The sequence below is a fragment of the Pantoea sp. ICBG 985 genome (assembly GCF_002928365.1).
Taxonomy (GTDB): Bacteria; Pseudomonadota; Gammaproteobacteria; order Enterobacterales; family Enterobacteriaceae; genus Pantoea; species Pantoea dispersa.
Genome location: NZ_POWM01000005.1, coordinates 195,356 through 214,990 on the forward strand (window position 1 = coordinate 195,356; position 19,635 = coordinate 214,990).

Annotated in this window: 15 protein-coding genes; 7 read left to right on the top strand and 8 right to left on the bottom strand. The window is 57.4% G+C overall.

Annotation, left to right across the window (positions count from 1 at the left end; all coding sequences use genetic code 11):
- The first annotated feature begins 65 nt into the window (after positions 1-65).
- The 5 genes from zapE (at position 66) to sspB (ending at position 3,728) form a co-directional block, all read left to right on the top strand.
- Positions 66-1,193 (top strand): cell division protein ZapE, encoded by a 1,128-nt coding sequence (gene zapE / locus C1Y42_RS16190; protein ID WP_058759600.1) that lies wholly within the window; start codon positions 66-68, stop codon positions 1,191-1,193.
- Positions 1,194-1,431: 238 nt separating this feature from the next.
- Positions 1,432-1,860 carry a 50S ribosomal protein L13 gene (gene rplM / locus C1Y42_RS16195; protein ID WP_021507755.1) on the top strand — a complete coding sequence of 143 codons (429 nt, stop codon included), beginning with the start codon at positions 1,432-1,434 and terminating at the stop codon, positions 1,858-1,860.
- 15 nt (positions 1,861-1,875) lie between these two features.
- Complete coding sequence (gene rpsI, locus C1Y42_RS16200) at positions 1,876-2,268, top strand: 30S ribosomal protein S9 (RefSeq protein WP_021507754.1); 393 nt, start codon at positions 1,876-1,878, stop codon at positions 2,266-2,268.
- Between the two features lie 329 nt (positions 2,269-2,597).
- Positions 2,598-3,239, top strand: a complete 642-nt coding sequence (gene sspA, locus C1Y42_RS16205; RefSeq protein ID WP_021507753.1) for a stringent starvation protein SspA — start codon at positions 2,598-2,600, stop codon at positions 3,237-3,239.
- Between the two features lie 3 nt (positions 3,240-3,242).
- Positions 3,243-3,728 carry a ClpXP protease specificity-enhancing factor gene (gene sspB, locus C1Y42_RS16210; RefSeq protein ID WP_021507752.1) on the top strand — a complete coding sequence of 162 codons (486 nt, stop codon included), beginning with the start codon at positions 3,243-3,245 and terminating at the stop codon, positions 3,726-3,728.
- Between the two features lie 111 nt (positions 3,729-3,839).
- Here sspB and C1Y42_RS16215 read toward each other — a convergent pair whose 3' ends face one another.
- Together C1Y42_RS16215 and C1Y42_RS16220 are read right to left on the bottom strand one after the other, a co-directional pair.
- Positions 3,840-5,594: a sulfite reductase subunit alpha gene (locus tag C1Y42_RS16215; RefSeq protein WP_058770697.1), complete on the bottom strand. Its 1,755-nt coding sequence runs from the start codon at positions 5,592-5,594 to the stop codon at positions 3,840-3,842.
- Between the two features lie 53 nt (positions 5,595-5,647).
- Positions 5,648-11,179, bottom strand: coding sequence for a glutamate synthase-related protein (locus tag C1Y42_RS16220; protein WP_104093946.1), 5,532 nt, complete (start codon positions 11,177-11,179; stop codon positions 5,648-5,650).
- Between the two features lie 884 nt (positions 11,180-12,063).
- On the opposite strand from C1Y42_RS16220, the gene arcB reads away from it, so the two are divergent.
- The gene (gene arcB / locus C1Y42_RS16230; protein ID WP_058759597.1) at positions 12,064-14,397 is read left to right on the top strand and encodes an aerobic respiration two-component sensor histidine kinase ArcB; all 2,334 of its coding nucleotides are present in this window, start codon (positions 12,064-12,066) and stop codon (positions 14,395-14,397) included.
- Between the two features lie 248 nt (positions 14,398-14,645).
- Here arcB and C1Y42_RS16235 read toward each other — a convergent pair whose 3' ends face one another.
- Entirely contained in the window at positions 14,646-14,990 is a 345-nt protein-coding gene (locus tag C1Y42_RS16235) for a hypothetical protein (RefSeq protein WP_104093948.1), read from the bottom strand.
- 306 nt (positions 14,991-15,296) lie between these two features.
- On the opposite strand from C1Y42_RS16235, the gene mtgA reads away from it, so the two are divergent.
- Positions 15,297-16,019 (top strand): monofunctional biosynthetic peptidoglycan transglycosylase, encoded by a 723-nt coding sequence (mtgA, locus tag C1Y42_RS16240; RefSeq protein WP_031279742.1) that lies wholly within the window; start codon positions 15,297-15,299, stop codon positions 16,017-16,019.
- Between the two features lie 5 nt (positions 16,020-16,024).
- Here mtgA and npr read toward each other — a convergent pair whose 3' ends face one another.
- The 5 genes from npr to rpoN form a co-directional block, all read right to left on the bottom strand.
- A complete protein-coding gene (npr, locus tag C1Y42_RS16245) occupies positions 16,025-16,297 on the bottom strand; it encodes a PTS phosphocarrier protein NPr (protein ID WP_058759594.1) in 273 nt (90 codons plus the stop codon).
- The gene (gene rapZ, locus C1Y42_RS16250) at positions 16,294-17,148 is read right to left on the bottom strand and encodes an RNase adapter RapZ (protein ID WP_021507744.1); all 855 of its coding nucleotides are present in this window, start codon (positions 17,146-17,148) and stop codon (positions 16,294-16,296) included. Before rapZ ends, npr begins: the two co-directional genes overlap by 4 nt.
- A gap of 52 nt (positions 17,149-17,200) precedes the next feature.
- A complete protein-coding gene (gene ptsN / locus C1Y42_RS16255) occupies positions 17,201-17,683 on the bottom strand; it encodes a PTS IIA-like nitrogen regulatory protein PtsN (protein WP_031279741.1) in 483 nt (160 codons plus the stop codon).
- Positions 17,684-17,849: 166 nt separating this feature from the next.
- Complete coding sequence (hpf, locus tag C1Y42_RS16260; RefSeq protein ID WP_010618250.1) at positions 17,850-18,137, bottom strand: ribosome hibernation promoting factor; 288 nt, start codon at positions 18,135-18,137, stop codon at positions 17,850-17,852.
- A gap of 21 nt (positions 18,138-18,158) precedes the next feature.
- Complete coding sequence (gene rpoN / locus C1Y42_RS16265; protein WP_031279740.1) at positions 18,159-19,592, bottom strand: RNA polymerase factor sigma-54; 1,434 nt, start codon at positions 19,590-19,592, stop codon at positions 18,159-18,161.
- Positions 19,593-19,635: the final 43 nt, after the last annotated feature.

A 19,635-nucleotide genomic window follows, 5' to 3' on the forward strand; every position in this document is an offset into this window, starting at 1 on the left:
TAGAGCGGCCTAATTTTCGACAACCGACACGTGAATCGGACTTTTTCAGGGATTCTGAGAGAACCATGCAAACCTCATCTCCGCTTGCGCGCTATGAGCAGGCGCTGTCGCAGGGCGAGTTTCGTCCGGACGATGTACAACGTGACGCCATCACCCGTTTAGATCGCATTCAGCAAGGCCTGATTGCCCGCCAGCAGCAGCCGCAGCCGGCAGCTAAAGGGCTGTTTGGCCGCTTATCAAAGCTGATGAATAAAGCGCCGGAGAGCCATGAAGCGCCGGTGCGTGGCCTGTATATGTGGGGCGGCGTCGGACGCGGTAAAACCTGGGTAATGGATCTGTTTTTTCAGTCTATTCCTGGCGATCGCAAACTGCGTCTGCATTTCCATCGCTTCATGCTACGCGTGCATGAAGAGTTAACGCAGCTGCAGGGCCACAGCGACCCGCTGCTGATTGTCGCTGACCGTTTCAAAGCGGAAACCGATATTCTCTGTTTCGACGAATTTTTCGTCTCCGACATTACCGACGCAATGCTGCTTGGTACCCTGATGGAAGCGCTGTTTGCCCGCGGCATTACGCTGGTGGCGACCTCCAACATTCCACCGGATGAGCTGTACCGCAACGGCCTGCAGCGGGCGCGTTTTCTGCCGGCTATCGAGCAGATTAAGCGCCACTGCGATGTGATGAATGTCGATGCCGGCATTGATTATCGCCTGCGCACCCTGACATCGGCCCATCTGTGGAATTTCCCGCTTAACGACGCGACGCACGCGGAGATGGAGCGCATGTTCAGCGCGCTGTCCGGTAAACCGCGCGGCGACGCGCCGGTGCTGGAGATTAACCATCGCCAGCTGCCGACGCTCGGCGTTCACGAAGGCGTACTGGCCATCAACTTCCTTGCGTTGTGCGGTGAAGGGCGCAGCCAGCACGATTATATTGAGCTGTCGCGCCGCTTCCACAGCGTGCTGCTGTACGATGTGCCGGTGATGATTTACAAAACGGAAGACCAGGCGCGGCGGTTCCTCGCGCTGGTGGATGAGTTCTACGAGCGCCACGTCAAGCTGGTGGTGGCGGCAGAAACCTCGCTGTTTGAAATCTATCAGGGCACGCGGCTGAAATTCGAATATCAGCGCTGTCTGTCGCGCCTGCAGGAGATGCAGAGCGAGGAGTATCTTCGCCTGCCGCACCTGCCCTGAGGGGCAAACAGAAATCACCGCTTCGGGCGCAAAAAGAGTCGATCTTTAGATTCGACTTCTCTATAATCTTGCGACCCCACGTTACAGCACAGGCTTTCTTTTCCCGGAAAACTGTGTGATCCGGTAACTCTACCTGAGGGGGTGGGCTTGCTGGGCGAATTGGTCGTGTGAGCCTCAATCGTTAACTTAGCGTTTGGGATTTCACCAACGTGTAACTTTTATTTGGGTAAGCTTTTCAATGAAAACTTTTACAGCTAAACCAGAAACCGTACAACGTGACTGGTATGTTGTTGACGCAACTGGCAAAACCCTGGGTCGCCTGGCGACTGAACTGGCGCGCCGTCTGCGTGGTAAGCACAAAGCGGAATACACTCCGCACGTTGATACCGGTGATTACATCATCGTTCTGAACGCTGACAAAGTTGCTGTAACCGGCAACAAGCGTAACGACAAGATTTACTATCACCACACTGGCCACATCGGTGGTATCAAGCAAGCGACCTTTGCAGAGATGATCGAACGCCGTCCTGAGCGTGTGATTGAAATCGCGGTTAAAGGCATGCTGCCAAAAGGCCCACTGGGTCGTGCTATGTACCGTAAACTGAAAGTTTACGCAGGTAACGAGCACAACCACGCGGCGCAGCAACCGCAAGTTCTTGACATTTAATCGGGATTATAGGCAATGGCTGAAACTCAAAACTACGGCACTGGTCGCCGCAAAAGCTCTGCCGCTCGCGTCTTTATCAAGCCGGGTAGCGGTAACATCGTCATTAACCAGCGCTCTCTGGAGCAGTACTTCGGTCGTGAGACTGCACGCATGGTCGTGCGTCAGCCGCTGGAGCTGGTTGATATGGTTGGTAAACTGGACCTGTACATCACCGTTAAAGGTGGTGGTATTTCTGGTCAGGCTGGTGCGATCCGTCACGGTATCACCCGCGCTCTGATGGAATACGACGAGTCTCTGCGTTCTGAACTGCGTAAAGCGGGCTTCGTTACCCGTGACGCGCGTCAGGTTGAACGTAAGAAAGTCGGTCTGCGTAAAGCACGCCGTCGTCCACAGTTCTCCAAGCGTTAATTGCTGGCTGCTTCGGCAGTTACAATTGGCTCAAAAAACCCGCTTCGGCGGGTTTTTTATTGCCTGAATCGCGGCTTTTTCAGCGCAAAAACGCGAGCTTTCCCCGCATTTTGCCCGCAAATGATTATCCCCGCCCCACAAGCTGCTTAAAATCTGGTAAACTGACTGACACTTTGCGCCCGCGAGTCGCGGCGTTGTGCATAGTGCTCCTGTCGGGACGACCGGACAATGCCCGTAACGCCCGGCTGTGTGCGAATCTGATGAGCAGGTGAGTCGCCGCGTGGTTGGCTATTCGCAGTATTTTTTTGTGAACAAACTTGGAGGTTTTCATGGCTGTCGCTGCCAACAAACGTTCGGTAATGACGCTGTTTTCTGGTCCGACTGACATTTTCAGCCATCAGGTACGTATCGTGCTGGCTGAGAAGGGCGTCAGCGTGGAGATCGAGCAGGTTGAAACGGATAATCTGCCGCAGGATCTGATTGACCTCAACCCGTATCGCACTGTGCCAACGCTGGTCGACCGTGAACTGACGCTGTATGAATCCCGCATCATCATGGAATACCTCGATGAGCGTTTCCCGCATCCGCCACTGATGCCGGTTTATCCGGTCGCGCGCGGTGAAAGCCGTCTGATGATGCACCGCATTGAGCAGGACTGGTACAGCCTGATGCGTACCATTGAAACCAGCAGCGGTGCCGAAGCCGATGCCGCGCGTAAGCAACTGCGCGAAGAGCTGCTGGCCATTGCGCCGCTGTTCTCACGTACGCCGTTCTTTATGAGCGAAGAGTTCAGCCTGGTTGATTGCTATCTGGCGCCGCTATTGTGGCGTCTGCCGCAGCTGGGTGTGGATCTGGCTGGCGCAGGTTCGAAAGAGCTGAAAGGCTACATGACGCGCGTATTTGAACGTGACTCCTTCCTCGCTTCTTTGACGGAAGCCGAACGTGAAATGCGCCTGCAAGCCCGGGGCTAATCTATGGAAATGTCGCAACTTACTGCCCGCCGTCCCTATCTGCTGCGGGCCTTTTATGAATGGCTGCTCGACAACCAGCTGACGCCGCATCTGGTGGTGGATATCAATCTGCCTGGCGTACAGGTGCCGCTGGAGTACGCTCGTGACGGACAGATTGTCCTGAACATCGCGCCGCGCGCGGTGGGTAACCTTGAGCTTGCCAACGATCAGGTGCGCTTCAATGCGCGTTTCGGCGGCGTGCCGCGCCAGGTATCTGTGCCGATGGCTGCGGTGCTGGCGATTTACGCGCGCGAAAACGGCGCCGGCACCATGTTCGAACCGGAGCCTGCTTATGAGCTGTCCGGCGACGAGCAGGAAGGCGGCCAGGAAGAGACGTTAATGTCGGTGATTGATGGTGACCGTCCGGACGATGCGACGGATGACGACTCTTCACCGGATGATGAACCGCCGCCGCGCGGTGGACGTCCTTCACTGCGCGTAGTGAAGTAAATCGCGGAAAATAAAAAACGGGCTGATTAGCCCGTTTTTTTATGCCTGTGTCGCGGCGCGGCTTAGTGCGCAGCAGACCAAAGGGAGCGTAGCGCTCCCTTTGTACCGATCTTAATAAACGTCGCGCAGGTAACGCTTATCTTTCTTCAGCTGATCGATATAGGCTGCGGCACGCTCGCTGGAAAGACCACCGAACTGACGCACCACTTCATACAGCGCGGCATCGACATCTTTCGCCATGCGTGAGGCATCGCCACAGACGTAGAAGTAGGCGCCTTCCTGCAGCCAGGCGTACAGCTCAGCGCCTTTCTCCAGCATGCGGTTCTGCACGTAAATCTTCTCTTCCTGATCGCGGGAGAAGGCCAGGTCGAGATGCGTCAGCAGACCGCTCTGCTGCCAGCCCGCCAGCTCATCCGCGTAAATGTAATCATGTTCCTGATGCTGGTCGCCAAAGAACAGCCAGTTTTTACCTTCAGCACCGGTCGCCTGGCGCTCCTGCAGGAAGGCGCGGAACGGCGCGATGCCGGTACCCGGACCGACCATGATCAGCGGGGCGTTATTGTTCGCCGGCACGCGGAACGCTTTGTTCGGCGAAATAAAGATCGCCGGCTTCTCTCCGCGACGCACGCGTTCAGCCAGATAGGTTGAGCACACGCCTTTACGCTCGCGGCCACCGCTGTGATAGCGCACGGAAGCGATGGTCAGATGGACCTGGTTAGGGTGCGCCTTCGAGCTGGACGAAATGGAGTAAGCACGGTGCTGCAGCGGACGCAGCATCGCCACCAGCTCCGGCACCGACAGATTACGCTTCAGCTCGAGCTGCAGCAGATCCAGCGTATCTTTGCCCCACAGCCAGTTGGCCAGCGTATCTTTATCGTCGTGCTGCAGGACGTGCAGCAGCTCCTGGTTGGTGGTGTGCTGTCCGACCCACTCAATCAGCTTGCGCGACGGCTCAGAAATCTCGAACTGATAGGTCAGCAGATCGCCGAGGTTACGGTCAAAGCCCGGCACTGGGGTTTCGTAGTCGGCTTTCAGCTCGCTCAGCAGCAGGCTCACCAGCCCGGCATCGTTCACCGGGATCACGCCCAGCGCATCACCGGCTTCGTATTTCAGGCCGCTGTCGCTCAGGTCAAATTCGAAGTGACGGATATCTTTGGCGGACTGCTCGCCGGACAGACGCTTATTGGTCACCAGCGCCGCCGCGTACGGGTTTTGCTTGTTGCTGCCCGGGATCACCGGCGCTTCCGGCGCGCTCTCCAGCACCGTACCGCTGCTGCCCGCGCTGGCGGCAAACTGTGGCATGGCGCTGCCAATCCACTCGCTGGAAGGCTCTTCGTAATCGATGTCGCAGTCGATGCGATCCACCACGCGTTTCGCCCCCAGCTGCTCCAGGCGCATATCAATGAACTTACCGGCCTGGCAGAAACCGTCGTAGCCGGTATCGCCGATTGCCAGCACGGCAAAGTGCATCTGCTCCAGACGCGGCGCGGTGCTGGCTGAGATGGCCTGCCAGAACAGCTGTGCGTTGTCTGGCATTTCGCCTTCGCCGTAGGTGGAGGTGACGATCAGTACATGACGCATGGTGGCGAACACATCCAGATCCACTTCACCCAGCGCCTGCACTACCGGCACCAGGCCTTTAGCGCGCGCCGCCTTGGCTGCGGTCTGCGCCAGCGCTTCGGCGTTACCGGTCTGGGAACCAAACAGAATATGCAGCTGGGTGGTGGCGCTGGCGCCCGCTGCCGGTGCGGTCTGCTTGTCTTCTAATACCAGCAGGCGCGAGTGGAGACCGGCGAGAAACCCCGCCAGCCAGTATTTCTGTTCGCCGTTAAACGGCGCGTCTTCAGGAATGTAAGGAATCTTCATGGATATCAGTACTCAAACCGTTTTATCGTCATCAATCTTCTTTCGCAGCGCAATCAGGAGAGTTTCCCGACCGCGGCGGCAATCTCTGGCAGTGCGGCGCGTGCAAACAGCTCTTCAAAATCAGGCAGATGGCCCAGCACCTCACGGTTGCAGGCGTCCTGATAAATGATCCAGCCATAGGTTGCCAGGCTGTCCATGGAGCGAATGTTGCGCTGCGTCAGCGCGGCTTTGTAATCCGACATACGCTTGGCGGCGATCAGGCTTGCCAGCTCATCATCGCTGTAGCTCTCAATGGCCGCACGGGCATGACGCTGCAGTTTGCTGACCAGCGCGAAATCTTCGGTCATCAGCAGGTTGCGAACCGCTTTCTCGACTGCCGCGTCTTCCACCGCTGTGCCTTTCGGCAGTTTGCCCAGCGCCAGCTGCTGCGCGAAGCTCAGAACGGTGTAGTTATTCAGCAGAACAAACATCTCCTGCGTATCGGTCGCGCCGTAGGCCGGTACCGCACCGTCGGCGATGGTTTTGCCCGCACGCCAGGCTGATTTGAACTTGGCAACCTGATGCGCGGCCAGCGACGTGGACAGTTCTTCCAGCAAATCCTTACGCGTTTTCGCTTTCAGGATCTCGCCGCCGTCCTGATACAGCAGCAGCGAGCGTGGCATCACGTAAACGAAGTGCTGACACTCGGTTTCCCAGTTCTCCAGCAGCCACGCCGCGCGCGGCGACTGGGTGGCTTCGAGGTGCCAGTGCAGCATGGTCAGCACTGCCTGCTTGTGCACCTGCGCCATTTCGTCTTCGTCAGCGATGGAGCCGAACAGCACCGAATCACCGGCGGCGTGCGCGGCCAGGGAACGGTACGGATCGTACTGATAGGCGAAGCCGCCGCTCATGCCGTTACCGAAACCTTTACCAAAGGTGCCGAGGTTAAGAATCGCGCCGTTGGTCATGTATTCACAGCAGAAGTCGCCGACGCCTTCCACCACCGCGGTGGCGCCTGAGTTACGCACGGCGAAACGGTCACCGGCCTGGCCCTGAACAAACAGACGACCGCCGGTCGCGCCGAACAGCGCAAAGTTACCGATCAGCACGTTGCCGTCGCTGTCCTGTGCGCCGCCGCCCGGTGACATCACCACCAGTTCGCCGCCACACTGACCTTTACCGACGCCATCGTTACAGGTGCCGTAATGCTTCATCTGCATGCCGTCGTTGCAGAACGCGCCAAATGACTGACCGGCTGACCCGCGGGTATCAATCTGCACTGTGCGCGGTGCCAGATATTTCCGGCCACGGTCATCCTGCAGTACCGCCGGCAGCGCGGCCAGCTGCTGCGCCGACAGCTCGTGGTTCAGCATGCGCTCAATATCGATCGCCAGCTGACCGCCAACGCTCTTGTTACGGTTATTCAGCGTTACGCCGTTACCCAGCGTAATCTCGCGGCGGGCAGCATCAACCAGCTGCGCTTTCAGCTCTTCTGCCCAGCCATCGTCCAGCTCGAAATCTTTTTCCAGATACACCGGCTGAGCGATCTTCTGCTCCGGCACCACGGTCAGCATGGCGCGCAGATCGAGTTTGCCCACTTCCAGCGGATGATCCATCAGGTGCAGCAGGTCAGAGCGGCCGCGCGCTTCACGCAGCGAACGCAGACCGAGGCGTGCGAGGAACTCACGCACTTCCTGCGCCACGTTGATGAAGTACTGCGCCAGCTGACGCGGATCGCCATCGAAGGCTTCAGCGTTAGTGGTGAGGCCAGCCGGGCATTTGACGTTACAGTTTTTCGCCATCACGCATTTCAGCATCATCAGCGCGGTGGTGCCGAACTCGAAGCTGTCGCCGCCGAGCAGGGCCGATTTGATCACGTCGCTGCCGGTCTGCTGTGCGCCGGAGCAGCGCAGCTGCACTTTGTCACGCAGCCCGTTCGCGCACAGCGCCTGGTGTACTTCGGCGATACCGATTTCCGCCACGCGCCCGGTGTATTTCAGGCTGGTGACCGACGCCGCGCCGGTGCCGCCGGTGTTACCGGCGACGTTGATGACGTCTGCGCCGGCTTTTGCCACGCCGACTGCGATAGTACCGATGCCTTCAGACGACACCAGTTTGACGATAACGCGTACGCGCGCCGCTTTACAGTCGTGGATCAGCTGCGCCAAATCCTCGATAGAATAAGTATCGTGATGCGGCGGCGGTGATACCAGCTCAACGCCCGGCGTACCGCCACGCGCGGCCGCAATCTCCACCGTCACTTTCGGTGCCGGCAGCTGACCGCCTTCGCCCGGTTTAGCGCCCTGGCCAATTTTGATCTCCAGCTCTTCCAGCATCGGGTCGGCCAGATAAGCCGCCCACACGCCGAAACGACCGGACGCCAGCTGTTTGATGCGCGATGCGCGAATGGTGCCGTGGCGTGAATAGTGTTCGCCACCTTCACCACAGTTACTCATTCCGCCCACCATATTGGTGCCGTGCGCTACCGCTTCGTGCGCCGGCGCGACCAGCGCGCCGTGGCTCATGGCGCCTGAGGCGAAGGTACGGGTGATTTCGTGCGCCGGCTGGATCTCTTCCAGCGGCAGCGAAGGCAGCGCGGTAAAGATTTTTGCCAGATAGTCTGCTGCCTGACCGTAAGCGGTAATGTGCAACACGCCTTCAGTGATGCTGCTGCTTTCGATCTCATCGTTAAAGCGGGTTTTCAGCGCGCGTGACAGCGCGGCCAGACGCTCGCTCTCCGGCTTCAGGCCGGCAATGGCATCAATCAGACGCAGCTCAAACTGGTTGAGGCTGCCGTTCACCGCTTCACAGCGCAGGCCGCGAATGGCGAAGCCGTTGTTAACCAGCGAGTAGCGGCCCAGCTTGCGGCCAAATTCGGCTTCGCTGTCCACGTGGGTCAGATCGCACGGCAGCGCGAGGATGTCGCGCAGCGCCGCCGGACGACGCTTACGCTCAGCGTGCATCAGGCTGGAGAACTGACGGTAATCCGGCGTGATAGCAAAGCTGTCGATCACCGCATTCGGGATGCGCTCGAAGCTGCTGTCTTTAAACGACTCGGCTTTGATGCTGAACGCGTTGTCCAGCCTGGCCAGCGTCATCAGACGGATAAAGTTGTCCTCTTCGCGCGCTTTGTCAGCGAAGCGAATCGGCTGCTCTGTCATATCAATAAAGGTACGCACCGCGATGGTGCCGTACGAGTGGCCCGCGCCTTCGGCACGTTCTTTAAACAGACCCAGCAGCGGCACTTCGGCTTCGCCCTGAATTTTCAGCGCGCTCTGGTGCCAGTCCACCGCCATCTGCGCGATGGCCGGGAAGCCCGCGCCGCCCACCGGAGTTTTGATATTCGGGAAATATTTCTTCAGCACCGGATCTTCGGTATCGAGGAAGTTCGGCTCGAAGAACTCACCGCAGCTGTAGCTCTCAACGGTACACAGGCCCACTTTGCCCATGGTTTTCATCAGCGCTTTTTCTGCCGCTTTGGCATAGCGTTTGAACGCTTTGTTGCCTTCTTCACCTTCACCAAACTTCTCTTCTGCACGCATCTGTACGCCCAGCGGATACACGGCAGAGGCGCCAAAGCCGAGCGTGGCGGCGATATGGTGCGAGGAGATGCTCTGGCCGCTCTCGACCACCAGTGATACATCCAGACGCAGGCCTTCCTGCACCAGACGCTGGTTGATGGCCGACACCATCAGCAGCATCGGAATGGCCGCATGAGTTGACGAGATATGGCGATCGGTGATCACCGCGATGCCGCCCTGCTGACGGGCAAAATCCACCACCTGCTGCGCCAGGTTATCGATAGCGTTTTCCAGCGCTTTGGCGTTGGCGGCGCGGCTGACGATGTCTTTACCGATGACCGGCTCATACAGCATCTCGAAGCGCGCATACGGCGCCACTTTCTGCTCGCGCAGACGCAGCATGTCCAGGTGCGTCAGGATCGGGCTTGGCACGATGATCTGCTGGCCTTTACTGCGGCCGAGATGCGGTTTGGCGCCGAGCGCCACGCGCAGCGTCATGCCGTCCGCTTCACGGATGGAGTCGAGCGGCGGGTTGGTGACCTGTGCAAAGCGCTGCGAGAAGTAGTGCGCCATGCCGCCTTCATGATCGGACAGGCCATTAATGGCGTTGCCGTAACCCATCGCGGAGATCTTCTCAGCGCCGGTTTGCAGCATCGGGTCCATCATGAATTTGAAGCTTTCCTGGTTGTAGTAGTAAGCCACAAAGCGCTGATAGGTTTTCAGGTCGCCGCGATAGCGCAGCGGCGAGCCGAGTTTCTCTGCCGGCACTTCCGGCAGCTGCTGTAGTTCAACGCGTGCCGCCTGCACCAGGGAGAGATAATCTTTTTCCGCCGCCAGCTTTTCCAGCGCCTGCACGGTGGTGTAAGAGCGTTTCTCTTTGTGATCGTAATAGAGCATGCCGCCAGCTTCGATACGGCCACGACGCAGCACGCTCTCCGGTGGGAAGGCGATCTGGCCGGCTTCTGACATCGCACCAATGTACTCAGCGGTTTCGACGGAGCGCAGCGGACGCAGGCCAAGACGGTCCAGCCGTGCGCCGATCACTTCGCCGTTACCGAAGATCAGCGCGGCGGGGCCGTCGTTCTTCTCTTCATACAGCGAGAAGTATTCCAGCATGGCGCGCACTTCAGCCGACAGCGAGGTGTCGTTTTCCCACGCCGGCGGCATCATTGAAACCACGGCGTTGATCAGATCGAGGTTATCTTCCATCAGACGGCTGTGGATGCTCTGATCGAGACGCGAACTGTCAGACTGGCCTTTTGGCCGCACGATCTTTTTGCCGCGCGCCAGCATCAGTGCCGCTTCCGCGATGCGGTTTTTACGGTCCGTGTTCAGCTCACCGTTGTGCGCCATCAGGCGGAACGGCTGCGCCATTGTGGTATGCGGATCGGTATTGGTGGAGAAGCGCGTATGGAAAAACAGTCCGCGCACCTGATGATCGGGATCGGTCAGATCTTTGAAGTAAGGAATCACTTCGTTGGAGTTCAGGCGGGCTTTGAACACCTGAGTGCGCGACGACAGCGACAGCGGATAAAGACCGCCGAATTCGCTTTCGGTAAAGGCGCGTGCTTCGATGTCCAGCAGCGCACGGTAAATGTGGCGCTCGAAGTCGCTCTGCTCGGTAACGTCCTGCGGTGCGGCAAACACCCACTGCACGATCGGCAGCTGGAACTGCTGTGCGGCCGGGCGCGTGACGCTGTTGTCCAGCGGCATATCACGCTTCAGCAGTACCGGGAAATTGTAAGCCGCCAGCGTCTCTTCAACCAGACGCTCTGCGTTCGCGCGCAGCGCCGCATCTTTTGGCACAAAGAAGTTGCCCACGCCAAAGCGGCCCGCTTCCAGCGCCTGACCGGTCAGCTTACGGAAGAAGTTCAGGGAGAGGTCAACGTTAACGCCCGCGCCATCGCCCACACCCTCTGCAGACATCCCGCCACGGTGCGGTACCGTGCACAGGGCGCTGTGCGCCATCTGCAGGATTTCATGGGTCTGCTCGCCGTCCTTGCGGGTAATGAAACCTACACCACAGCTGTCGCTTCCTGCTGATGGATCATACAAACCCCAGGGGTTAGGTTGTTGAGTGGACATTGAGGGTCTCCTTAAACTGCTTTAGACATTACCTGCATTATTTCAGGCACAGAGCGCTGCTGCGTGCTGTATCAATTTGTTTTCGCGCGCTTTTACGCGGACGTCGCAACACCGGACAACGACAATCAAGGCACTGATTCACGTCCTTGATTGGCTGTCCATAAAATCCGGTCTCTAAGGGAGATAACTTGCATCCAGAGGGAGTCTTCTTGCTGCATAGATATGCCGAGACACAGTCCCGACTGGAAAGCATCCAGCGGAATTCCAACTTATCGGGAAAGCGAACTCAGGTCAAATAGCCAGCTTTATTACGGTTAATCAGCCTTTTTGCGATTTAACTGTATGATTATTATGTTTTTATTACGTAAATATATGTCAATCTGACCTTTCTGATTCCCTTATGAAGTGTGAGCCGTCTCACTGTGTGATCGGCCTCATATTTCCAGACCATGCTGTTGAATGTAGGGATGCCAGCACAAAATTCTGTTTGGACCGTTTCGTGCACAGCATGTATCTGTTTTTCTTATGGCGGAACATTTGAATCAAAACGCGGTTGCCATTAGTAAAATTAATTAACCGGGGTGTGATTAAAACAGCACTTAAGCTGAATGGATATGCAATAACGGAAGGCAACCATCAGGAGGGATGGCTGCAGAAAGCGGATGCGCCGGGCACGCGGCACCGGGACCCGCAAAAGCGCGGCCCTCCAGATTATTCAGTTGGCAGAATTAGTCAAGCGCTTTAGGCATAAAGGCGGGAACGTCGGCGAAACGCCGCGCTGCTGCACCATAACAGGGCGTAAAGTCAGTCCGCACGGCGCGTGCGGCGGCGCAGCGCGCAGATAATTACGCTATGATGAGCCAGATTCGTTCAGGGAGCGCGTAATGAAACAGATTCGTCTTTTAGCACAGTACTACGTGGATTTAATGGTCAAGCTCGGGCTGGTGCGGTTTTCGCTGCTGCTGGCTTCGGCGCTGGTGGTGCTGGCAATGGTGGTGCAGATGGCGGTCACCATGGTGCTGCGTGGCCACGTTGAAAGTATCGACGTCGTGCGTTCGGTGTTTTTTGGCCTGCTGATTACCCCGTGGGCGGTCTACTTTCTCTCCGTAGTGGTCGATCAGCTGGAGGAGTCGCGCCAGCGGTTGTCGAAGCTGGTGGACAAGCTGGAGGAGATGCGCACGCGCGACCTTGAACTGAATCAGCAGATGAAAGAGACCATCAGCCAGCTGAACCAGGAAATCAGCGACCGTATTAAAGCAGAGCAGGCGCGCGAGCAGGTGATGGATAAGCTGCGCGAAGAGATGACGCGGCGTGAGCAGGCGCAGATTGAGCTGGAGCAGCAATCTTCCTTCCTGCGTTCGTTCCTCGATGCCTCGCCCGACCTGGTGTTCTATCGCAACATCGACAAACAGTTTTCCGGCTGTAACCGCGCCATGGAACTGCTCACCGGGCTGAGCGAGAAGCAGCTGATTGGCCTGACGCCGCGCGACATTTATGACGAAGATGCCGCCACCAAAGTGCTGGAGACCGATGAGAAGGTGTTTCGCCACAATGTGTCGCTCACCTATGAACAGTGGCTACAGTATCCGGACGGGCGCAAAGCCTGCTTTGAAATCCGCAAAGTGCCGTATTACGACCGCGTTGGTAAGCGCAGCGGCCTGATGGGCTTCGGACGCGATATTACCGAGCGTAAGCGCTATCAGGACGCGCTGGAGAACGCCAGCCGTGAAAAGACCACCTTTATCTCCACCATCAGCCACGAGCTGCGTACGCCGCTTAACGGCATCGTCGGGTTAAGCCGTATCCTGCTGGATACCGATCTCAACCAGGAGCAGCTGAAGTACCTGAAAACCATTCACGTCTCGGCCATCACCCTCGGCAACATCTTTAATGATGTGATTGAAGTCGACAAGATTGAGCGACGCAAAGTGCAGCTGGATAACCAGCCGCTGGATTTCACCGGCTTCCTCGCCGACCTGGAAAACCTCTCCGGCCTGCTGGCGCAGCCGAAAGGGCTGAAGTTCGTCATGGCACCGGAATTGCCGCTGCCGCACAAAATCTCCGCCGACGGCACGCGCCTGCGCCAGATTCTGTGGAACCTGATTGGCAATGCCGTGAAGTTTACCCGGCAGGGCGAAATCGTGGTGCGCGTCGCCTATCGCCAGGACGAAACGCTGCACTTTGAGGTGCAGGACTCCGGGATGGGCATTCCGCAGGAAGAGCAGGACAAAATCTTCGCCATGTATTACCAGGTGAAAGATCAGCACGGCGGTAAACCGGCCACCGGAACCGGGATTGGCCTGGCGGTGTCACGCCGGCTGGCGCAGGCGATGGGCGGCGATATTACCGTCAGCAGCGCACCGGGTCAGGGCTCGTGCTTTACCGTGGAAATCCACGCGCCGCGCGTGGCGGATGAAGTGGAAGATGAGGATCAGGACGACAGCATGCCGCTGCCGGCGCTGCACGTGCTGCTGGTAGAAGATATCGAGCTCAACGTGATTGTGGCGCGCTCGGTACTGGAGAAGCTGGGTTGCAGCGTGGAGGTGGCGATGACCGGCGGTGAGGCGCTGGCGATGTTCGATCCGCAGGAGTTCGACCTGGTGCTGCTGGATATCCAGCTGCCGGACATGACTGGCCTCGATGTGTCGCGCGCCATTCATCAGCAGCACGCCGGCGTGACGCTGCCGCCGTTGGTCGCGCTGACTGCCAATGTGCTGAAGGATAAAAAAGAGTATCTCGATGCCGGCATGGACGATGTGCTGAGCAAACCGCTGGCGGTGCCGGCGCTGACCGCGATGATCAAGAAATTCTGGGATTACCAGGCCGAAGCGGAAGCGGTGGTGAGTGACGCCGACGCGGAACAGTCACGCACGCTGCTGGATGTCGACATGCTGGAGCAGTATATCGAGCTGGTTGGTCCGGGGCTGATCACCCAAAGCCTGACGATGTTCGAGCAGATGATGCCGGGTTATCTTGAGGTGCTGGACTCCAACATGATGGCGCGTGACCAGAAGGGCATCGCCGAAGAGGGGCACAAGATCAAAGGCGCGGCGGGCTCCGTCGGCCTGCTGCATCTGCAGAAACTGGCGAAACAGATTCAGTCACCGGAATTGCCGGCCTGGTGGGATAACGTGCAGGAGTGGGTTGACGAGCTGAAGCACGAGTGGCGGCACGACGTTGAAGTATTACGGAACTGGGTTGCGGAGCGTGAAAAATAGCGCGGGCCAGAAAAAAAATGACCCCAGTCGAAACCGGGGTGCGCGAATACTGCGCCAACACCAGGGAAATGGGCGCTGCTGCTATTATTAGAAATCGAATACAAAAGCAACAGCGTGGTATTGGTTAACGCTTCAAAATCACCTTAGCAAATTCGCCACAGCTTGTGACAAGATTCATTAAATTGTGTGATGTTGAGCAGCGTTTAAATACAGAAAACATTAATTTGCTGACACAGTCAAGCAAGGAATCAATTTCTTTGGCGTATTGCACTATTTTTGAGCAAATGTTCGGTTTTTTGCCTGGTTTTCCCACAGTCGCGGTCCGGAAAGCGCTGCGCGGCGAAGGGAAACGGCAAAAAGCGCAGCGCAACGGCCATTTTTATGCTCATCTTATTGATTCTAATAATGAATAACCAGATTTTGTGGCGGTTATCCAAAACGTTTTGGAAACCCCCGGCTGAAAGTTCCAGTTCGGGCATTGAACGGTTAGCGTAAACCGGATGGGCGGTAAAACGTTTTACAGGTTGCGCCCTGGCCTGAAGCGTAATTGTCGCTATTTGCGCCGTGTTTTTCAGAATGGTCTCGGTTGTCAATGAACATCTTCACTGACTACTAAAGATGATAGTTAAACATCGTGAAAGGTTTAACGTGAGCGGTATCACAATCGGTTAAGTATTTATGCCTGTGCGCGCTGCGCGATTTTTCTGCATGGAACCGATTCCTTTTTGCCGGAAGTGCTTGATGCGACTGGCTCTAATAGAGGAACGATGGTTGCCCGCGCAATGAGTTTGGCTGGTGGTCGCGATGCCGCAGAGATAAAATTCCGGCTTGCATCACCGCTATTTGAAATCATGACCTGAGTAATTGATTAATCCAGGGAACCGGTAAGAGACGATTGCATGAGTAAGAGTAAAGGGAAGATGGTCCAGCGCCTGAAGCGGCTGGCTGGCAGGGTGCTTCTGGCATGGCTGGGTCTGTGGCTGGCCGGCATTGTGCTGTTCGCATTTTTGCCGGTGCCGTTTTCGGCGGTAATGGTGGAGCGGCAGCTTGGCGCGTGGTTCAGCGGACGCTTCGATTATGTCGCCCATTCAGACTGGGTGGGGATGGATGAGATTTCACCGTGGATGGCGCTGGCGGTGATCGCCTCGGAAGATCAGAAGTTTCCTGAGCACTGGGGCTTTGACGTGCATGCCATTCAGCAGGTGCTGGACAATGACGGCAGCGAACGGATGCGCGGCGCATCAACGCTGTCTCAGCAGACGGCGAAGAACCTGTTCTTGTGGGATGGCCGCAGTTGGGTGCGCAAAGGGCTGGAGGCCGGGCTGACGGTGGGACTGGAAACGGTATGGACCAAACGCCGCATTCTGACGGTGTACCTGAATATTGCGGAATTCGGTAATGGAGTGTTTGGTGTGGAAGAGGCATCGCAGCGCTATTTCCACAAGCCTGCCAGCCGGCTGAGCATGGCGGAAGCCGCTTTGCTGGCGGCGGTGCTGCCGAATCCGATTCGCTTCCGCGCGGATGCACCGTCCGGCTACATTCGTCAGCGCCAGCAGTGGATTATGCGCCAGATGCGCCAGCTGGGCGGCGAGGGCTTCCTCAACCGTTACCAGCTGCACTGACGCGGTTAATCTTCGTCAAAACCGGCTTCAAACAGCTCAATCACCGCGGCCAGCGCCTGGGTTTCCTGCGGGCCGCTGGCCTCGATTTCGATATGACCGCCTTTAGCGGAGTCGAGCATCAGTAGCGCAATCACGCTGCTGGCTTCGGCTTCGGTGCCGGCCTCGTTACGCAGCAGCACTTCCGCATCAAAACTCTGCACCAGCTCAAACAGCTTCATCGCCGGGCGCGCATGCATACCCAGCTTATTTCGAATCTCAACGGTTTGCTTCACGGTCATGATTTGCGTTTTTCCAGGGTGCGATGACGGGACTGCACATTCTTACCGCGCGAACGGAAATAGTCTGCCAGCTGTTCGGCAATGTAGACCGAACGGTGCTTACCGCCGGTACAGCCAATCGCCACAGTCAGATAGCTGCGGTTATTGGTTTCCAGCATCGGCAGCCACAGCTCGAGATAGCTGCGTGTCTGGTAGATAAAGTTGTGCACTTCGGTGTGACGATCGAGGAAGGCCGCCACCGGACGATCGAGCCCGGTCATCGGACGCAGCTTCGGATCCCAGTGCGGGTTGGGCAGGAAACGCACGTCAAACACGTAATCGGCGTCGATCGGGATGCCGTGCTTGAAGCCGAAGGATTCAAACACCATGGTGAGTTCACGCTCACGCTTGCCCAGCAGGCGCGTGCGCAGCATTTCTGCCAGCTCATGCACCGACATCTCTGAGGTATCGATGATCAGATCGGCACGCGAGCGCAGCGGCTCCAGCAGATCGTTTTCCTCATCAATGGCGCTTTCCAGCGACAGATTTTTGCTGGAGAGCGGATGCAGGCGGCGCGTGTCGCTGTAGCGGCGGATCAGCGTATTGCGATCGGCGTCCAGAAACAGCAGCTGCGGCGAGAACGCTTCCGGCAGATTGTTCAGTGCCTGCTCAAACACCTCCGGTGATTCCGGCATGTTGCGCACGTCAATGCTGACCGCCGCTGAGATATTGCGCTCGGTTAAGGTGTTCGCCAGCTCCGGCAGCAGCACCACCGGCAGGTTATCGACACAGTAGAAGCCCATATCCTCAAGGGCGCGCAGCGCGACTGATTTTCCTGAGCCTGACCGACCGCTAACGATCATCAGCACCATCACATTTCTCCCGTGTTAAACCGGCACGCAGGCCGGTAAAAGTGTCTGTCGCTTAAGCGTGATCTTCCTGAGCTTCTGTAATGATGGCGTAGAGCTCTTCATCGCTCTGTGCCGCGCGCAAACGGCGGCAGACGGTTTTATCCGCCAGGCGTTTCGCCACCAGCGACAGGGTGTGCAGATGGGTTTTGCACTGGTCTGCGGGCACCAGCAGGGCAAACAGCAGGTCAACCGGCTGGTTGTCGACGGCGTCAAAGGCGATAGGCTGGTCGAGGCTGATAAACACGCCAACGGCGCGCAGCGTATCCTCCTCCAGCTTGCCGTGCGGGATGGCGATGCCGTTACCAATGCCGGTACTGCCCATGCGTTCACGGGTCAGGATGGCTTCAAAAAGCGTCTGGTGCGGCAGATTGAGCTGCTTAGCGGCCAGCTCGCTGATAATTTCCAGCGCGCGCTTTTTACTCTGGCAGTGTACGCCGCTGCGGGTGCAGTCCAGCGAAAGGACCGCGCTCAATTCCAGTGTCAGATCGTTGTTCATCATCGTTTCACTTGCGTGTTCACATAGCCGTAAGGCACGTACCGGGACACCGCGAACGGGCAGGGCAGGTGACTGCAGGCGCTTGCGCAGATGACAAAACGGGGCGGTGACCCGCCCCATTTCTCCTCTGAGTGCTGAACCCGTCAGCACTCTGCAAGCGTGAAGGTTAGTGTTTTTTCAGTTTGTCTTTGTGTTTGGTCAGCTGACGGGCCAGCTTGTCAATCAACCCGTCGATGGCCGCGTACATGTCTTCCGCTTCCGATGTGGCGTGCAGCTCCCCGCCGTTGACGTGCAGGGTTGCTTCCGCAATCTGCGTCACCTTCTCCACTTTCAGAACAATATAAACCTGATTGATACGATCAAAATAGTGTTCCAGTTTGGCAAATTTGTTATTTACAAATTCGCGCAGTGGGTCGGTTATCTCAACATTCAGTCCGGTAAGGTTTAGCTGCATAGGTCTTCCTTCTTGTTTCGGTCAAACCAGCTGCTTGCGCTGGTTTGATGGCGGTATAGATAAAGACTCGCGATACTTAGCAACCGTACGTCGCGCCACCATGATGCCCTGTTCAGATAACATGGAGGTCAGTTTGCTGTCGCTCAAGGGTTTTGCGGGATTTTCCGCGGAGATTAATTTTTTCACCAGTGCACGGATCGCCGTCGACGAGGCTTCGCCACCGCCTTCGGTGCTGACGTGACTGGAGAAAAAATACTTCAGTTCAAAAATGCCACGCGGGCTGTGCAAATACTTTTGCGTGGTGACGCGGGAAATGGTGGATTCATGCATATCCACGGCCTGGGCGATATCCGCCAGCACCATCGGACGCATATACTCTTCACCCTGTTCAAAAAACGCCTGCTGCTGTTCGACAATACAGCGCGTCACTTTAAGCAGCGTGTCGTTGCGGCTCTCCAGGCTCTTAATCAGCCAGCGGGCTTCCTGTAAGTTGCTGCGAATAAACTGACTGTCACTGTCATTACGCGCAGAACCGCCCATCGCGGCGTAATGCTGATTAATCTTCAGGCGCGGCAGGCTGTCAGCGTTCAGCTCCACCGTCCAGCGCGTGCCAGTCTTGCGCACCAGCACATCGGGAATCACATACTCGGGCTCGCTGGTATTGATCGACTGCCCGGGGCGCGGATCGAGCGACTGAATCAGCAGCATCGCTTCCTTCAGCACCTCTTCTTTCAGCCGCGTCACGCGCATCAGGCTGCGGAAATCGTGGTTAGCCAGCAGGTCGAGGTGCTCGCTGACAATCAGCCGAGCTTCGTTCAGCATCGGCATATCGGCCGCATACTGCGACAGCTGCACCAGCAGGCAGTCACGCAGATCGCGTGCGCCGACGCCCACCGGATCGAAACGCTGTACGCGCTTCAGCACCGCTTCCACCTCTTCCAGCGTCAGCTCTTCGTCACCAATACTGTCACAAATGTCCTGTAAGCTGACGGTGAGATAACCGGTATCGTCAATGGCATCGACGATGGAGGTAGCGATGGCGCGGTCGGTGTCGGTGAACGGCGTCAGTTCCACCTGCCACATCAGATAGTCCTGCAGCGACTGCGTGGTTTCACCCTGATACACCGGCAGCTCGTCGTCCTGGTAATCGGTGCCGGTGCCGGAGGGCGTGCCGGCCGTGTAGATCTCGTCCCAGGTGGCATCGAGCGGCAGCTCTTCCGGCATCTCTTTCTGTTCGAGTGCCTCACGGGTATCTAACGCCTCGTTCTCCTGAAATTCGCGGGCGTCGACTTCATCGTGCAGATCGGTTTGTTCAAGCAGCGGATTGCTTTCCAGCGCCAGTTGCAGTTCCTGCTGGAGTTCAAGCGTAGAGAGTTGCAGCAAGCGGATTGCCTGCTGCAACTGGGGGGTCATCGCCAGCTGTTGGCTGAGCCTGAGTTGCAAACCTTGCTTCATAATCCGGCTAGAATTTCCTAAGCAAATGTCGGGTATGCCGACA

Excerpts from the sequence above, each read along its gene's own strand:
- zapE (WP_058759600.1), top strand. The coding sequence starts at position 66 with ATGCAAACCTCATCTCCGCTTGCGCGCTATGAGCAGGCGCTGTCGCAG.
- rplM (WP_021507755.1), top strand. The coding sequence starts at position 1,432 with ATGAAAACTTTTACAGCTAAACCAGAAACCGTACAACGTGACTGGTAT.
- rpsI (WP_021507754.1), top strand. The coding sequence starts at position 1,876 with ATGGCTGAAACTCAAAACTACGGCACTGGTCGCCGCAAAAGCTCTGCC.
- sspA (WP_021507753.1), top strand. The coding sequence starts at position 2,598 with ATGGCTGTCGCTGCCAACAAACGTTCGGTAATGACGCTGTTTTCTGGT.
- sspB (WP_021507752.1), top strand. The coding sequence starts at position 3,243 with ATGGAAATGTCGCAACTTACTGCCCGCCGTCCCTATCTGCTGCGGGCC.
- C1Y42_RS16215 (WP_058770697.1), bottom strand. The coding sequence starts at position 5,594 with ATGAAGATTCCTTACATTCCTGAAGACGCGCCGTTTAACGGCGAACAG.
- C1Y42_RS16220 (WP_104093946.1), bottom strand. The coding sequence starts at position 11,179 with ATGTCCACTCAACAACCTAACCCCTGGGGTTTGTATGATCCATCAGCA.
- arcB (WP_058759597.1), top strand. The coding sequence starts at position 12,064 with ATGAAACAGATTCGTCTTTTAGCACAGTACTACGTGGATTTAATGGTC.
- mtgA (WP_031279742.1), top strand. The coding sequence starts at position 15,297 with ATGAGTAAGAGTAAAGGGAAGATGGTCCAGCGCCTGAAGCGGCTGGCT.
- npr (WP_058759594.1), bottom strand. The coding sequence starts at position 16,297 with ATGACCGTGAAGCAAACCGTTGAGATTCGAAATAAGCTGGGTATGCAT.
- rapZ (WP_021507744.1), bottom strand. The coding sequence starts at position 17,148 with ATGGTGCTGATGATCGTTAGCGGTCGGTCAGGCTCAGGAAAATCAGTC.
- ptsN (WP_031279741.1), bottom strand. The coding sequence starts at position 17,683 with ATGAACAACGATCTGACACTGGAATTGAGCGCGGTCCTTTCGCTGGAC.
- hpf (WP_010618250.1), bottom strand. The coding sequence starts at position 18,137 with ATGCAGCTAAACCTTACCGGACTGAATGTTGAGATAACCGACCCACTG.
- rpoN (WP_031279740.1), bottom strand. The coding sequence starts at position 19,592 with ATGAAGCAAGGTTTGCAACTCAGGCTCAGCCAACAGCTGGCGATGACC.